At 68.7% G+C, this 14,794-nt stretch carries 12 protein-coding genes; 6 read left to right on the forward strand and 6 right to left on the reverse strand.

Translation table 11 applies throughout. The annotated features are described in order from the left end of the window. The first annotated feature begins 162 nt into the window (after window positions 1-162). Entirely contained in the window at window positions 163-900 is a 738-nt protein-coding gene (locus AU192_RS15435) for a hypothetical protein (protein ID WP_064397669.1), read from the forward strand. Between the two features lie 7 nt (window positions 901-907). Beyond that, window positions 908-2,491 carry an HD domain-containing phosphohydrolase gene (locus AU192_RS15440; RefSeq protein WP_064397734.1) on the forward strand — a complete coding sequence of 528 codons (1,584 nt, stop codon included), beginning with the start codon at window positions 908-910 and terminating at the stop codon, window positions 2,489-2,491. Window positions 2,492-2,500: 9 nt separating this feature from the next. Here AU192_RS15440 and AU192_RS15445 read toward each other — a convergent pair whose 3' ends face one another. Beyond that, on the reverse strand, window positions 2,501-3,634 hold the full coding sequence (locus AU192_RS15445) for an NAD(P)/FAD-dependent oxidoreductase (RefSeq protein ID WP_064397672.1): 1,134 nt from the start codon (window positions 3,632-3,634) through the stop codon (window positions 2,501-2,503). A gap of 60 nt (window positions 3,635-3,694) precedes the next feature. Next, window positions 3,695-4,063, reverse strand: coding sequence for a VOC family protein (locus tag AU192_RS15450; protein ID WP_064397675.1), 369 nt, complete (start codon window positions 4,061-4,063; stop codon window positions 3,695-3,697). Between the two features lie 57 nt (window positions 4,064-4,120). Here AU192_RS15450 and AU192_RS15455 point away from each other — a divergent pair, with 57 nt between their 5' ends. Then, window positions 4,121-4,849 (forward strand): DUF3060 domain-containing protein, encoded by a 729-nt coding sequence (locus AU192_RS15455; protein WP_064397735.1) that lies wholly within the window; start codon window positions 4,121-4,123, stop codon window positions 4,847-4,849. On the opposite strand, the gene AU192_RS15460 is transcribed toward AU192_RS15455, so the two are convergent. Continuing rightward, window positions 4,846-5,742 (reverse strand): haloalkane dehalogenase, encoded by an 897-nt coding sequence (locus AU192_RS15460; RefSeq protein ID WP_064397676.1) that lies wholly within the window; start codon window positions 5,740-5,742, stop codon window positions 4,846-4,848. The two genes, AU192_RS15455 and AU192_RS15460, sit on opposite strands and share 4 nt — an antisense overlap. A 172-nt stretch (window positions 5,743-5,914) precedes the next feature. Here AU192_RS15460 and AU192_RS15465 point away from each other — a divergent pair, with 172 nt between their 5' ends. Then, the gene (locus AU192_RS15465; RefSeq protein WP_064397679.1) at window positions 5,915-6,154 is read left to right on the forward strand and encodes a hypothetical protein; all 240 of its coding nucleotides are present in this window, start codon (window positions 5,915-5,917) and stop codon (window positions 6,152-6,154) included. Window positions 6,155-6,212: 58 nt separating this feature from the next. Here the strand turns inward: AU192_RS15465 and AU192_RS15470 are convergent, their stop codons facing one another. Genes AU192_RS15470 through AU192_RS15480 form a run of 3 tightly spaced genes read right to left on the reverse strand, consistent with a single transcriptional unit; the run spans window position 6,213 to window position 8,166 of the window. Beyond that, complete coding sequence (locus AU192_RS15470) at window positions 6,213-7,061, reverse strand: sulfurtransferase (RefSeq protein ID WP_064397681.1); 849 nt, start codon at window positions 7,059-7,061, stop codon at window positions 6,213-6,215. A 2-nt stretch (window positions 7,062-7,063) separates the two neighbouring features. Continuing rightward, complete coding sequence (locus AU192_RS15475) at window positions 7,064-7,672, reverse strand: HD domain-containing protein (RefSeq protein WP_064397683.1); 609 nt, start codon at window positions 7,670-7,672, stop codon at window positions 7,064-7,066. Window positions 7,673-7,686: 14 nt separating this feature from the next. Further along, window positions 7,687-8,166, reverse strand: coding sequence for an LppP/LprE family lipoprotein (locus AU192_RS15480; protein WP_066810635.1), 480 nt, complete (start codon window positions 8,164-8,166; stop codon window positions 7,687-7,689). 94 nt (window positions 8,167-8,260) lie between these two features. Between AU192_RS15480 and recC the strand changes: the two genes are divergently transcribed. Both recC and recB read left to right on the forward strand, forming a co-directional pair. Next, window positions 8,261-11,503, forward strand: coding sequence for an exodeoxyribonuclease V subunit gamma (gene recC, locus AU192_RS15485; RefSeq protein ID WP_064397688.1), 3,243 nt, complete (start codon window positions 8,261-8,263; stop codon window positions 11,501-11,503). Then, window positions 11,503-14,790 carry an exodeoxyribonuclease V subunit beta gene (recB, locus tag AU192_RS15490; RefSeq protein ID WP_064397737.1) on the forward strand — a complete coding sequence of 1,096 codons (3,288 nt, stop codon included), beginning with the start codon at window positions 11,503-11,505 and terminating at the stop codon, window positions 14,788-14,790. Before recC ends, recB begins: the two co-directional genes overlap by 1 nt. The last annotated feature ends 4 nt before the right edge of the window (window positions 14,791-14,794 follow it).

The following is a 14,794-nucleotide window of genomic DNA, read 5'->3' on the forward strand; positions in this document are numbered from 1 at the left end:
AACGAGCCATACCTCATCGTTTCGTGCTCACCGGCCAACACAAAGGACATCCATCGGCATTTCGCAACAGCCACTCACCGATCGAAGTCACTCACAAATCGCAACAGTTTTGGGGCGCTTGCCTCATGTCGGCGGCCTGCCCGGCGGCGCAGGATCACGACCATGACCAAAACACCTCAGGCCTTCGCGGCCGCCACCAAGACCATGCCGCTGCCCGATGGCGACGAGGAGCGTGTCGTCGGCTTCGGCGTCATGGGCCTGCCGTTCTCCAACGGCCACTACCTCGCCTACCGGGATTTCCCCGAGACGTCGTTCTCCCCCGCCTACAAATCGGTGTGGCATCGCACGCCGGATGGGGTGTGGACGTTCTACGCCACCACACCGGGACCGCAGAGCTGCTCGCGGTACTTCAGCTCGGCGACACCGGTCGACCCCGTCGTCTGCGCCATCAACGCCGCGTGGCTCACACCGTGGTCGCTGTCGATTTCCATTGCCGGAGCGCTGGATTGGCGCGTTGACATCGCAACCACAGCGGCCACCCGCCTGATGAGCGTCCTCGGGTCACGCATCCCCGCCGCCGCGGCGCGCAACCGCCCAATGCTGATGGCGATGAGCCGCATCGTCGGCCCGGTGCTGGGCGTCGGCAAGGTTCGGCTGACCGGCAACCTGCCCAACGGGCAGGAATTCCGCATCGCACCCCGGCGGGTGTGGGCAGTGGCCGACTCGTCGGCCGTCGCGCACGGCGTCGACCTCGGTCCCGTCGGGCCGCACCCGATACAAGGCAGCCTGGCCGACTTCCAGCTGCCGCAGCGGGGTATCTGCGTGGTCGCCCAGGGCCGGTTCGAGGCGTTCGACGTCACTCGTCACCGCGATGCGGTCCGTCTGGACCTATCGCACTGATCCGGCGATGCAAACGGTGCAGAATCGGGCTGTGGCCGGCGCTCGAACCCCGCAGGAGCCTCCGACCCGGGCGGAAGTGCTCGCGGCGCTCTCTGTCGCGGTCGACCTCGGACTGGGTCAGCCCGCCGAGCACATGCTGCGATCCGCACTCATCGCGACGCGAGTGGCCGACCGGCTGAACCTCACTGCCCGGCAGCGTGACTGCATCTACTACACGACGCTGATCATGTGGATCGGTTGTCACGCCGACTCGCACGAGTACGCCCGGTGGTTCGGCGACGACATCGCGGTGCGACGAAGCTCCTACCTCGTCGACTGGTCGGGCCTGCCGTATCAACGCTTCCTGCTGACCAACGTCGGCCGCGGGGAGTCACTGCTGACCCGGTTGAGGACGGCGGCGACGCTGTATCCCAATGCGCGAGGGCATATCTCGCAGCTGATCCACTCGCACTGTACGTCGGCCGGCCTGCTTGCCGAGCGCATCGGCCTGGACGCCGACGTACAGCACGCGCTGCGGTACACCTTCGAACGCTACGACGGCGGCGGACTGCCGACCGGCGCGTCCGGTGACGCGATACCAATCGAGATGCGGGTCGCTCAGGTCGCCGACATGGTCGAGGTGCACCAGCGCGAGTACGGCATCGACGGCGCGGTCGCGATGGCGCGCAGCAGGCGCGGGGGTCAGTTCGACCCCGCGGTGGTCGACGCGTTCGTCACCGATCCGGCCGACGTGCTCGCGGTCCCGTCGACCGGAGACGTGTGGGCGACGGCCCTGCAGCACGCACCCGATCGCGGAACGCGCCTGGACTCCGGGTCGCTCGACAAACTGCTGATGGCCCTCGGCGAGTTCGTCGACCTGAAATGCCCGTTCACACTGGGACATTCACGCACGGTGGCCGATCTCGCCGCAGCCGCCGCCGAGGTGCTCGGGCTCGACGACGAGGCTGTCGCGACGACACGACGCGCCGGGTATGTGCACGATCTCGGCCGCATCGGGGTGTCGAACCAGGTCTGGTCGAAACCCACCGCGCTGACCATGGCGGAGTTCGAGCGCATGCGCCTGCATCCTTACCTGACCGAGCGGATCCTCTCTCAGGTGCCGGCCCTCAAGGACATCGCGTCGGTGGCGGCCAACCACCACGAGTGTCTCGACGGCTCCGGGTACCCGCGGGGTCTGGGTGCACGGCAGCTGACGATGCCCGATCGGTTGCTGGCGTGTGCGGTCAGCTACCAGAGCGCGCTGGAACCGCGGCCGTACCGGGAGGCGCTCGGCCCCGCGGGCGCGGCGAGGCGGTTGCGCGAACGGGTGTCGAAGGGGCAACTGGATTCCGCGGCCGCCGATGCGGTCCTGCGCGCGTCCGGGCACGCGTCGCGCAGGCGCCAGCCCCGCCCGGACGGTCTCACGAGCCGAGAGGTCGAGGTGTTGCGACTGGTCGCACAGGGCGCGAGCAACAAGGCAATCGCCGCCACGCTGGTGCTCAGCGAGAAAACGGTGCGCAATCACGTCGAGCACGTGTACGCCAAGATCGGCGTCTCGAATCGGATCGGGGCCAGCGTGTACGCACTCGAGCACGGCCTCGTGCCGGGCTGAAGACGTCCGTCAATCCGCGCCGAGCAACTCACCGGCGCGGCGGTGGTCGTCGTCGGCGTTGAGGGTCAGCACACCGACGACGTCGCCGCCCGCCTCATACCAGACCGTGAACCCGGTGTGGTGGTCGACGAACCGGGCCTCGTCGAAGTCGACACCCCAGCCGCGGTACTTGAGCACGGAAGTGCCGATGGTGCAGGAGAACCCGGGCACGGTGTCCCAAACTGCGCGGTAGCCGGCCGCGGTCAGGCCGGCGACATGGCCTTGATGCGCGGCGTCGCGCCAGTGTTCGGCGGCGATGGGCCTGCCGGCGGTGACGTTGTGCGCCAGCGCCGCATCGCCCGCGGCGTACACGTTGCGTGCCGACGTGTGCATGTGCGCGTCGACGACGATGCGCCCGTCGCGGGTCTGAAGTGCGGCGGTTTCGGCGAGGCGGATGTCGGGGCGCACACCCGTCGCGCACACGACGAGGTCGGCGTCGACGGCCTCACCGCTGTCCAACACCACGCGGGTGTCCTCGACCGCGGCGACGGTCGTCTCACCGGCGAACCGGACCCCGTTGTCCGACAGCAGTTTCGCGACGCGCTCACCGGCCTCGACCCCGAACCGGCGCTGCAGCGGGACGTGTTCGCCGGCCACGACCATCGTCGCGACCCCGCGCTCGGCCAAACAGGATGCGGCCTCGCAGCCGATCAGGCCGCCGCCGATGACCACGGCGCAATCGGAGTAGCGGGCGGCCATCTTGAGCGCGACAGCGTCGGCGAACGACCGCAGCGTCAGCGCCGACTCGACACCCGGGATGGGCGGTCGCACCGGGATGGACCCGGAGGCGACCACGAGATGCCAGTAGGGATAGCGCTGACCACCCGCTGTCACGACCTCCTGGCGGTCCACGTCGATGCGCTCGACGGTGATGCCGCGGACAAGGTCGACGGCATTGCGTTCGAACCAGTGCTCGCTGTGCAGCGCGAGCTTGGTGTCGCGGCCGCACAGGAAGTCCTTGCTCAGCGGCGGCTTCGCGTACGGCAGCGCCGGGTCGGTGGTCAGGACGCGCACGGGGATATCGGGGTGCTTGCTGCGGAACGTCTCCGCGGCGCTCACCCCGGCAGCACCGCTGCCCACGGCAACGAACCCTGGAGCCACCACGGAATGTGAGTACCAACTTCGGGCCCGCGATAACCGTGGGTCAGCAAATCGCCTTCGCCGCTAGTCGGTGATGCCCCAGACCAGACAGAACGTGTGTCCGGCGGGGTCGCGGAACACCCGGAACTTCGCGTCCTCCTCGGCGTCGGAGACCCGGGTGGCGCCGAGGTCGAGCACTTGATGTTGGGCGGCGTCGGGGTCGTCCACCGCGATGTCGAGGTGGAACTGTTGCGAACCGCGCGGATCCGGGAAGCGGGGCGGCTCGTGTTCCGGCGAGAGCTGGAACGCCAGCCGTCGGCCCTGCGGATCGGTGAGCACCACCCAGGTGTCGTCCTGCTTCTCGATCTGCCCGCCCAGGACGTCCGCGTAGAAGGTGGCCAGCCGCATCGGGTCCCGGCAGTCGACGACGGTGGATCGCAGCTTCCCAATCATGATCGTCGGGTTGCCGTTATTCAGGCGGCACAAACGACGGTGTGGCACCATCTGCGCATGAAACCCGAGGACGACCCGGAGGCGCGTATCCGGCAGCTGGAGCAACCGCTGGCCGACTACGGCGCGGTCGAATTGGGCACCTCACAGCCGCCCGGCACCGACTACCAGACGTCGGCCCTGCCCCCGCCGGTCTACGGTCCGCCGCACCAGCAGCCCTACCCCGCGCAGTCTCCCTACAGCGCACCGCCGTTCGGTGTCTCGTTTCCCCCGGGGCCGACGAAGAGCGGCGCGCCGTTCGGGTTGATCTTCGGGTTGGTTGCGGTCGTCGTGGTGGTCATCGTCGCAGGCATCGGCGCGCTTGTGTGGACGTTGTCGTCGGCGACGGAGGAGATCGCAGGCCGGCCCGGCATTTCCATCGCGACCGGGGACGATCCCCGCGGCGGCAGCGTGACGATCGGGCCGTCGCGCGAGGCGCCGACGTGGCTTCCGGACGACGAGCCGCCCAAGGTCGCCGTGGCACCGGCGGGCGGGCAGTACAGCGTGTCCGGGGTCGACGAAAACGAGACGATCGAGTGCAATGGCGCCAACATCAGCGTCAGCGGCGTCAACAACACGGTAACCCTGCTCGGTCACTGCCTGAGCGTGTCGGTGTCGGGCGTCGAGAATCAGGTCACCATCGACAGTGTCGACCAGATCGGCGCGTCGGGGTTCGACAACCAGGTGACCTACCACTCCGGGAACCCCGAGGTGAACGTCACCTCGAGAAACACTGTCACCCGGGGTTAGGTGCGCCAGCCCAGTATTCGCTCGGCCAACTCGGGTCCGCAGTCCTCCTGTACGAAGTGGCTTCCGTTGATGCGGGCGTGGGGTTGCCCGGCTGCGCCGGGAACATGGTCGATCAGCGGACGGTCTGCGCGGCCGAGGATGGGATCCTTGGCGCCGAACACGCACAGGAACGGTTTCTCCCAGCGCCCCAACGCTTCCCAGGCCGCGCGGTTGGCCGGTAATGCCGGATCGTCCGGCTCGGTCGGTACCAGCGCCGGGAACGCGCGCGCCCCAGCCTGAAATCGTTTGGCGGGAAACGGCGCATCGTATCCGGCCCGGATGCGTGCGGGTACGTCGGTGACTGTGCCGAAGGCGACGATGCGTCCGGCAGGCAGTATCGGTGAGTGACGCGCGAACGCCCGCCAGATCCGAAAAGGTAGGTTGGCCGGGGTCTGACCGGCAGGCAGAAAGCCGTTGGCGACGACGATGCGCGCGACGCGGTCGTCTTGTTCGGCGGCGATGCGCAATCCGATCAACGAACCCCAGTCCTGCACGAAGATCGTCGTGTCGCGCAGGTCGAGCGCCGAGAACCACGATGTGACCCATTCGACGTGACGCTGATACGTGTAATCCTCGATGCGACTGGGCTTGTCGGAGCGGCCGAACCCGATCAGGTCGGGTGCCAGTACCCGGTAGCCGCCGGCGGCCAGCGGCGGAATCATGGTGCGGTACAGGTAACTCCACGTCGGTTCGCCGTGCAACAGGACGACGACCTTGCCGTCGTGTGGGCCTTCGTCGACGTAGTGCATGCGCAGCGCCTCGGTGTCGGACGCGGTGACGTCGACGTAGTGCGGCGCGAAGGGATAGCCCGCGAGGTTGGTGAAGCGGTCGTCGGGCGTGCGCAGAACGTCCATGGTGAGCTCCTGTCCGCCTCCTGCAGCTTAGGACCTGTCCCCCGATCGGTGGACACATGATTCGTCCGGTTCACCCGCCGGTCGGTCGACAGACATCGGCGCCGCGGTGCAGCACTGTTGAGTCATCGCCGGAGAACCGGCGCACAACCGGACTCGACGAGGAGATCCCGACATGAACGCCAACACCGCCCGCCGCACCGCCCAGTTCTTCGCCCTGCCGATCGTGGCAGCCGGAATCCTGGCCCTCGCCCTCGCCTTCGCCGGAGCCGCCAACGCCGAGACCAACTCCCCCGCGCCGCGGCCGCCCAGCATCGTCGCAACGCCGACGGTCACCGCGCACCCGGCCCCCGGCGCCCCCCACACTCACGGCATCCCTCATCTGCAGCAGGTTCAGCCCGGCTACCAACGCTGACCCCACAGCCACTCATCACAGAGGTCCTCCAGGTCGCTCTATCTCTGGAGGGCCTCAGTCATGGTCGGGAGCCGCGCGCCACCGGGCGCGACGGGTCCGAACTCCACTGCGACCAGGAACCGGGGAACAGCGCCGCGTCCACACCCACCGCCGCCAGGCCCGCGATCGTCAGCGCCGCGGTGACGCCCGACCCGCAGTAGACCGCCACCTCCCCGTCGCCTACATCCCCGAACGCTCGGGCCAGCTCGTCGTCGTCCAGCAGGGCCCCGCCGTCGCTCAGCAGGCTGGTGCTCGGCACGTTGACCGCGCCGGGGATGTGGCCGGCGACAGGGTCGACCGGTTCGACGTCGCCGCGGAACCGTTCGGGGGCCCGCGCGTCAAGCACCAGCCGGCCCGGCTCGAGCAGCGCGTCGGCGGTGACGGTCCGGCGAGCCCCGGCGTACAGGTCGTCGTGGGCGACGGTCACGTCGCCGGGCGCGGGTTCGACGACGCCGAATTCCAGTCGGCCGCCCGCCGCAGTCCACCCCGCGAGCCCGCCGTCGAGGATGCGGACGTCGTCGATGCCTGCGGCGGTCAGCACCCACCAGGCGCGTGCGGACCCGGCGCGGTTCCAGTCGTCGTAGACGACAACCGGCACCCCGGCCCGCACGCCCCACCGGCGGGCGGCGGCTTCAAGCGCCGACCCGGACGGCAACGGGTGCCGCCCAAGGTCTTCGACGGTGTGATCGCTCAGATCGTCCTCGAGCGACACGTAGACCGCACCGGGCAGGTGCCCCTGTTCGTATGCCGCGCGGCCGTCGGGTTCCGCGAGGCTCCACCGCACGTCCAACAGCGTCAGGGTTTCACCAGCATCCAGCCGCCGCGCCACCTCTGCGGCCGAGATCCACACCGTGTCGCGTGCGCTCATACTCAGACGGTAGCGGCGACCGGCGGGCCGATCTCCTCGGCCAATGTCTCGACGACGCGGGACAGTTCGTCGACCAACCAGCTGTCGCTGCGGCGCCGGTACACCTCGAGCAGCGAGCGGTAGTACCACAGATGCTCGTGCGGGTCGTCGGTGTTGAAGCGCTGCCACACCTTCGGACCGAAGCGGCGCAGGTCGCGCAGGATTGCCCTGGCGTTGTCCAGCTTGTCGGCCATCGACACGCGAATCGTGCTGTCGGAGGCGGTGTTCAGGTGTTCGATGTAGCTCTGCTTGCGCTCGCGCCACGGCGGTTTGGGTGTGACGACGGTGTCGCTGCACTCCTCGACGATGGCGGCGACCTCGGGTCCGAAGCGCTCCTCGATGAGCACCAGTGTCGCGTCACCGCCCTGATCCTCGGCGGCGTCGTGCAGCAGCGCGGCGATGGCCTCGGTTTCGGTGCCGTCGGCCTCGATCACCAGCCCGGCAACCGACAGCAGGTGCCCGACATAAGGGACCTCGCTGGCCTTGCGGGTCTGGGTGCGGTGCAGTTCTGCGGCGAACCCCAGCGCCTCGTGGAATTTCGGGCCAAGGCGCGGTGACGTCGTTTCGCTCACCTCGCGCTCCTTCCTCAGGCCGTCGGTGGCGGCGGATCGAGCATCACGGCGCGGTCGCCGTTCCAGCGGTACCGGGCGCTGTGGATGGCCGCCGGCTCGCAGGCAGTGCACTCGCCCGGCACCTTGTAGGTCAGCACCACCATGTCGTCGCTGCTGGCCGCGGTGTCCAACGAGGTGAAGCCGTACGCCTTGGAAGTGCCCGTTCCCAGGTATTCACCGCGATGGAACAGCAGCGCCTGCACGGGCGAGCTACCGGTGCCGCCCTCGGTGGTCACCAAAATCGTGGACAGTTCCGCGCACGGGTCGTAGTTGCTGTCGACGGGCGTGGTGTCCCACTTGGCGCCGGTGAGCGGCTCGAACGGCAGCTGCGCGAACGCAAGGCGCAGCGCGTCGGCTTGGTCGGGACCGCAAGATGGCTGCGCGTTCGCGACCGGCATCGCGATCAACGGGATACAGGCGGCCACGGTCATCATCGCGGCCATCGAACGAAACATCGAGTGTTGGCTTCCCTGGCTTCCTCGCTTGCAAACGTCGACCGCCACCGTAAACCCCGCGCCGCGTCGGACCGACCTCCTATCGTGGGCTGCGATGGCGCTTCACATCCATCGGGCAGAACGCACCGATCTTCTCGCCGACGGGCTCGGCACGCTGCTTTCCGATCCCCTACCTGACCCGTTCGCCGAGGAACTGGTGATCGTTCCGGCCAAGGGTGTCGAGCGCTGGCTGAGCCAACGACTGAGTCACGCGCTCGGGCGTGGCGCCGGCAGCGACGGCGTCTGCGCCGGCATTGCGTTTCGCAATCCCCGTTCATTGATCGCCGAGCTCACCGGCACCGAGCAGGATGACCCGTGGTCGCCAGACGCGATGGTGTGGCCGCTGATAGAGGTCATCGACGCCACCTGCTCCGAGGATTGGTGCACACCGCTGGCCACCCACCTCGGCCACTTCGAAACCGGCGAGGAAAAGGAGCTGAGGCAGGGCCGGCGTTACGCCGTCGCCCGCAGGTTGGCCGGGCTGTTCGCCTCCTACGCCCGCCAGCGCCCGCAGCTGCTGATCGACTGGGAGAACGGCGCCGACGGCACCATCCCGGCCGACCTCGCCTGGCAGCCGCCGCTGTGGCGCGCTCTCATCGAGCATATCGACGCCGACACGCCGCACATCCGGCACGCCAAAACCGTTGTGAGGCTGATGGAGTCGCCGACCGATCTGCCTGACCGGCTGTCGTTGTTCGGGCACACCCGGCTGCCCAGCACCGAGATCGAACTGCTCGAGGCACTCTCCACCCATCATGACCTGCATTTGTGGCTCCCGCATCCCAGCGACGACCTCTGGCAGCAACTCAAGGGAACACACGGCCAGATCCCTCGTCGCGAGGACACCAGCCATCGCCGTGTCGGCCACCCTCTGCTCGCCACGCTCGGCCGCGACCTTCGCGAACTGCAGCGTGCGCTGCCCGACGACGCCCGCACCGACGAATATCTCGGCGGCCGGCCCCACCCGAACACGCTCCTCGGGTGGCTGCAATCCGACATCGGCGACAACACGATCCGGCGAGAAGACCGGAGGCACAACGCCATTGACCGTTCGGTGCAGGTGCACAGCTGCCACGGGTCCGCCCGCCAGATCGACGTGCTCCGCGAAGTCCTGCTCGGACTGCTCGCCGACGACCCGACGCTCGAACCGCGCGACATTCTCGTCATGTGTCCGGACATCGAGACCTACGCACCGCTGATCGTGGCCGGTTTCGGGCTGGGCGACATGATCAAGGGCGTGCATCCCGCACATCAGTTGCGGGTGCGTCTCGCCGACCGGTCCCTCGTCCAGACCAATCCGCTGCTCGGGGTCGCATCCCAGTTACTGGCATTGGCCGGGGGGCGGGCCACATCCAGTGAGGTGCTCAACCTCGCGCAGGCCGCGCCGGTGCGGGCCCGCTTCGGGTTCACCGACGACAACCTCGAGGACATCACCCGCTGGGTGCGCCAAGCCAACATCCGCTGGGGCTTCGACACCGAGCACCGCCGGCCGTATGGCGTCGACTTCGTCCAGAACACTTGGCGTTTCGGCATCGACCGGGTGCTGGCGGGGGTGGCCATGTCCGACGACTCCCAGGCCTGGCTCGACACCACGCTGCCCCTCGACGACGTGAGCAGCAACCGGGTCGACCTTGCCGGCCAGCTCGCCGAGTACATCGACCGCCTGCGACATGCCGTGCAATCCCTGACCGGGACACGACCACTCGAGCAGTGGCTGCAGGCACTGACCGACAGCATCGCCTTGCTGACCCGAGTTCGCGACGACGACGCCTGGCAGACAGCGCAACTCGAGCGCGAGTTCGCCGACGTGCTGGCCACCGCGGGCACTCGCGCAGACACCTTGATGCGGCTGTCCGACGTCCGCGCCCTGCTCGACCGCCACCTCGCGGGCCGGCCGACCCGCGCGAACTTCCGCACCGGCACCCTGACGGTGTGCACGATGGTGCCGATGCGGTCGGTGCCGCACCGGGTGGTGTGCCTGGTCGGTCTCGACGACGGAGTGTTCCCCCGGCTGGGAGTGGTCGACGGTGACGACGCGCTCGCCCGTGAGCCGATGACCGGAGAGCGCGACATCCGGTCCGAGGACAGGCAATTGCTGCTCGACGCCATCGGCGCGGCCACCGAGACGCTGGTGATCACCTACACCGGCGCCAACGAGTACTCCGGTCAGGAACGACCGCCCGCCGTTCCGCTGGCCGAACTGCTCGACACCCTGGACCGCACCACCGAGCACCCGGTCCGCGACACGATTGTGGTGCACCATCCACTGCAGCCGTTCGACACCCGCAACGTCATCCCCGGCGCGCTGATCCCGAAGGAGCCGTTCACGTTCGACTCCACGGTTCAACGCGCGGCGCTCACCCGCGCGGCCGAACGCGCGGAACGGCCGGCATTCGTCTCGGGACCGCTACCCCCGCCCCCACCCGACGACGTCGTACTCGCCGATCTCGCCGGGTTCTTCCGCGATCCCGTCAAGGGGTTCTTCCGCGCGATGGAGTACACGTTGCCGTGGGAGGTCGACGGTGTCGAGGATGCGATGCCCGTCGACATCGATGCGCTAGAGGAGTGGACGGTCGGCGATCGCGTGCTGCGGGACATGTTGAGCGGCATGGATCCCGACCAGGCGCGCCAGGCCGAGTGGCGGCGCGGCACACTGCCTCCCGGCCACCTCGGATGGCGTCGCGCTAATGAGATCTGTGAGCAGGCCTCGCTCATCTGCGACGTCGCGCGACCGTACCGAGGCGCCGATGCGACGGCGATCGACATCGACGTCGAGATCGGCGGTGGCCGGCGGGTCACCGGAACCGTCACGCCGGTCTACGGTGAGCGGCTGGTCTCGGTCACCTACTCCAAGCTCGACGGACGCCATCTGCTGCAACCGTGGATCCTGTTGCTGGCGTTGCTCGCTCACGAACCCGGTCGCGAGTTCAAGGCGATCAGCATCGGGCGGGCGCGCCGCGGCACCACGCCACGGGTCGAGTCCATGGGCAGGCCGGCCGAGCCCGCCCGCGATCTGCTCGCCGATCTGGTGGCGATGTACGACCAGGGCCGCCGCGAACCGCTCCCGCTGCCGGTGAAGACGTCCTATGCGTGGGCCGAAGCCGTGCACGGCCACGGTGATCCCGAGCAGCGGGCCGGTTACAAGTGGCGGTCCGGTATGTATCCCGGCGAGGAGGCCGAACCGGCCTACCAACTGGCATTCGGCAAGAACACGTGGTTGGCGCACCTCGTCGGACGCGGCCTCGACACCTACGCCGGGCGGCTGTGGCTGCCGATGCTGCGGGCGCTGGAGACCTGATGCAACCCTTCAACCTCCTGGGCGACCTGCCCGCCGAACGCTCCACCACCGTGCTGGAAGCCAGCGCAGGCACCGGTAAGACATTCGCGTTGGCCGGGCTGGTCACGCGCTACCTCGCCGAGGGTGTCGCGACGCTCGACCAGATGCTGCTGATCACGTTCAGCCGCGCGGCCAGCCAGGAACTGCGAGACCGGGTCAGGCGCCACATCGTCGACGCCGTACAGGCTTTCGTCGACCCGTCGAGCGTCGACACCAACGAGATCATCGAGCATCTACTCCTGGGCACCCCCGACCAGCGCGTTGAGCGCGAACGCAATCTGCGCGACGCGCTGGCCGCGTTCGACGCCGCGACCATCGCCACCACACACCAGTTCTGCCAGCTGGTGCTCAAATCGCTGGGCGTCGCCGGCGACAGCGACTCCCGCGTCACTCTGGTCGAGAGCCTCGAGGAACTCGTCACCGAGATCGTCGACGACCTCTACCTGCACCACTTCGGCCGCGAACGCGACAACCCGCTGCTGACCTATGCCGATGCGCTGCGGCTGGCCAAGCAGGTCGTCGAGCACCCGGCGACCGAGCTGCGGCCGAAGGACCCCGCACCGGATTCACGCGCGGAGGTCTGCGTCCGGTTCGCCAGAGACGTTCTCGACGAGCTGGAGGTCCGCAAGCGGCGCAAGGGGATTCTCGGTTACGACGATCTGCTGAGCCGGTTGGCCGATGCGCTGGAGGCCGATGACTCCCCGGCGCAGCTGCGCATGCACCAGCGTTGGCCGAGCGTGATGGTCGACGAGTTCCAGGACACCGATCCGGTGCAGTGGCGCGTGATCGACCGCGCGTTCAGCGGACGTTCGACGCTCATCCTGATCGGCGACCCCAAGCAGGCGATCTACGCGTTCCGCGGTGGCGATATCGTCACCTACCTGAGCGCCGCCTCGAAGGCCGACGTCCAGAAGACGTTGGCCACCAACTGGCGCAGCGACGAGGCGCTGGTGAACCGACTGCAGGCGGTGCTGCGCGGCGCGCAACTGGGCCACGAGAAGATCGTCGTGCACGACGTCGCCGCCAAGCACGAAGGTTCGCGGCTCGTCGGCGCCCCGTGCGACGATCCGTTCCGGTTGCGGGTTGTGCGCCGAAACACGTTCGGCCGCAGCGGAACCAGCGTCCTGCCGATCGATCAGCTGCGCGCCCACATCCCCAAGGATCTGGCGGGCGACATCGGTGCGCTGATCGACGCCGGCGCCACGTTCGACGGTCGTCCCCTCGGTGCGGGTGACATCGCGGTCATCGTCGAGAACCACCGCGATGCGCGGGTCTGCTACCGGGCGCTGTGCGACGCGGGCATTCCCGCGGTGTACACCGGCGACTCCGACATCTTCAGCTCCGACGCCGCCGAGGACTGGTTGGCCCTGCTCGAGGCGTTCGACCAGCCGCACCGGCCCGGCATCGTGCGCGCGGCGGCCGCGACAATGTTCTTCGGTGAGACCGCCGAGTCACTCGTCGACGGCGGCGACCGCTTGACCGACCGCGTCGCAGAGACGTTGCGGGAGTGGGCGGGTCACGCCCGGGAGCGTGGGGTGGCGGCGATCTTCGAGGCCGCGCAACTGGCCGGCATGGGCGACCGCGTGTTGTCGTGGCGCAACGGTGAGCGCCAGATGACCGACCTGGCCCACATGACCCAGCTCCTGCAGGAGGCCGCCCACCGCGAACACTTCACGCTGCCCGCGCTGCGGGACTGGCTGCGGGCCCAGCGCGACGAACGCAGCGGCGCCGCTGAGCGATTCCGCCGCCTCGACAACGACGCTGCGGCCGTTCAGGTGATGACTGTGTTCGTCGCCAAGGGCCTGCAGTTCCCTGTCGTCTACCTGCCGTTCGCGTTCAACCGTCACGTGTTCGAACCCGAGCTGGTCCTCTACCACGAGGGCGACACGCGGTGCCTGCACATCGGCGGCAACGACAGTCCCGATTTCCACGCGGTGTCCAAGGTGGGCCGCGAGGAGGACGCCAGCGACGACAGCCGCCTGCTGTACGTCGCGATGACGCGGGCCCAGTCGCAACTGGTCGCCTGGTGGGCGCCCTCCCGCGGCGAACCGAACGGCGGACTGTCACGGCTGCTGCGCGGCCGGCGGCCCGGCGAGCCGGTGGTGCCGGATGTCGTTGTCCCCGACAAGGTTTCCGATGATGACGCGATGGCGCACTTTAAGGAGTGGGAGGCCGTCGGCGGTCCGGTGATCGAGGAGTCGGTGCCTCGTCCGAGGCGTGTGCGCCCGGAGCCGCCCGGTCCCGAAGAAGTCCGGGCCCGCCACTTCCACCGTGCCATCGACACGGCGTGGCGCCGAACGTCCTACAGCGGGTTGATCCGCGCGGTCGAGGCGACACCGGTCAGCAGTGAGCCCGAAGTGGTCGAGCTCGACGACGAGGTCGCCGAAATCCCGTTGACGACCGAGACGGTCGGCGCCGACGTGTCCTCACCGATGGCCGAGCTGCCCACCGGCGCGAAGTTCGGCTCGCTGGTGCACGCGGTGCTCGAGACCGCGGATCCGTTCGCCGCCGACCTCGCCGCGGAACTTCAGGCTCGGATCCGTGAGCATTCCGTGTGGTGGCCGGTCGACGTCGACGCCGGTGAGCTGGCGGCGGCGATGGTGCCGATGCACGACACACCGCTCGGGCCACTGGCCGGCGCCGCCACACTTCGGCAGATCGGGCTGCGGGACCGGATGCTGGAGATGGACTTCGAATTCCCGTTGGCGGGCGGCGATTTGCGCGGGTCTGCACCCGACATCCGGCTCGCGCACGTCGGCGAGCTGCTACATGCACACCTACCCGCGGACGACCCGCTGGCCTCGTATGCGGAGCGGTTGACCGGAGCGGGCCTGGGACCGCAGCCGCTGAAGGGCTACCTGTCGGGCTCGGTGGATGCGGTGCTGCGCATCAACGACAGTTACCTCGTCGTCGACTACAAGACGAACTGGCTCGGCGACCCCAACCGGCCCCTCACCGCGGCGGACTACTCACGCCCGCGGCTGGCCGAGGCGATGCTGCACTCGGACTATCCGCTGCAGGCGTTGCTGTACAGCGTTGTACTGCACCGCTTTCTGCGGTGGCGGCTAACCGGGTATACGCCCGAACAGCATCTGGGCGGAGTGCTGTATCTGTTCCTGCGCGGGATGTGCGGGCCGGACACCCCGACCGAGGACGGTCATCCCGCCGGTGTGTTCAGCTGGCAACCGCCGACGGCGTTGATCACCGCGTTGTCGGATCTGCTCGACGCGGGCAGGGCCGCGGCGTGACCGG

Origin of the sequence: Mycobacterium lehmannii, from assembly GCF_001499925.1 — a bacterium.
In the GTDB taxonomy this organism is placed as follows: Bacteria; Actinomycetota; Actinomycetes; order Mycobacteriales; family Mycobacteriaceae; genus Mycobacterium; species Mycobacterium lehmannii.

Bases quoted from the DNA above. Each gene is read 5' to 3' on its own strand.
- AU192_RS15435 (WP_064397669.1), top strand. From the start codon at position 163: ATGACCAAAACACCTCAGGCCTTCGCGGCCGCCACCAAGACCATGCCG.
- AU192_RS15440 (WP_064397734.1), top strand. From the start codon at position 908: ATGCAAACGGTGCAGAATCGGGCTGTGGCCGGCGCTCGAACCCCGCAG.
- AU192_RS15450 (WP_064397675.1), bottom strand. From the start codon at position 4,063: ATGATTGGGAAGCTGCGATCCACCGTCGTCGACTGCCGGGACCCGATG.
- AU192_RS15455 (WP_064397735.1), top strand. From the start codon at position 4,121: ATGAAACCCGAGGACGACCCGGAGGCGCGTATCCGGCAGCTGGAGCAA.
- AU192_RS15460 (WP_064397676.1), bottom strand. From the start codon at position 5,742: ATGGACGTTCTGCGCACGCCCGACGACCGCTTCACCAACCTCGCGGGC.
- AU192_RS15465 (WP_064397679.1), top strand. From the start codon at position 5,915: ATGAACGCCAACACCGCCCGCCGCACCGCCCAGTTCTTCGCCCTGCCG.
- AU192_RS15470 (WP_064397681.1), bottom strand. From the start codon at position 7,061: ATGAGCGCACGCGACACGGTGTGGATCTCGGCCGCAGAGGTGGCGCGG.
- AU192_RS15480 (WP_066810635.1), bottom strand. From the start codon at position 8,166: ATGTTTCGTTCGATGGCCGCGATGATGACCGTGGCCGCCTGTATCCCG.
- recC (WP_064397688.1), top strand. From the start codon at position 8,261: ATGGCGCTTCACATCCATCGGGCAGAACGCACCGATCTTCTCGCCGAC.
- recB (WP_064397737.1), top strand. From the start codon at position 11,503: ATGCAACCCTTCAACCTCCTGGGCGACCTGCCCGCCGAACGCTCCACC.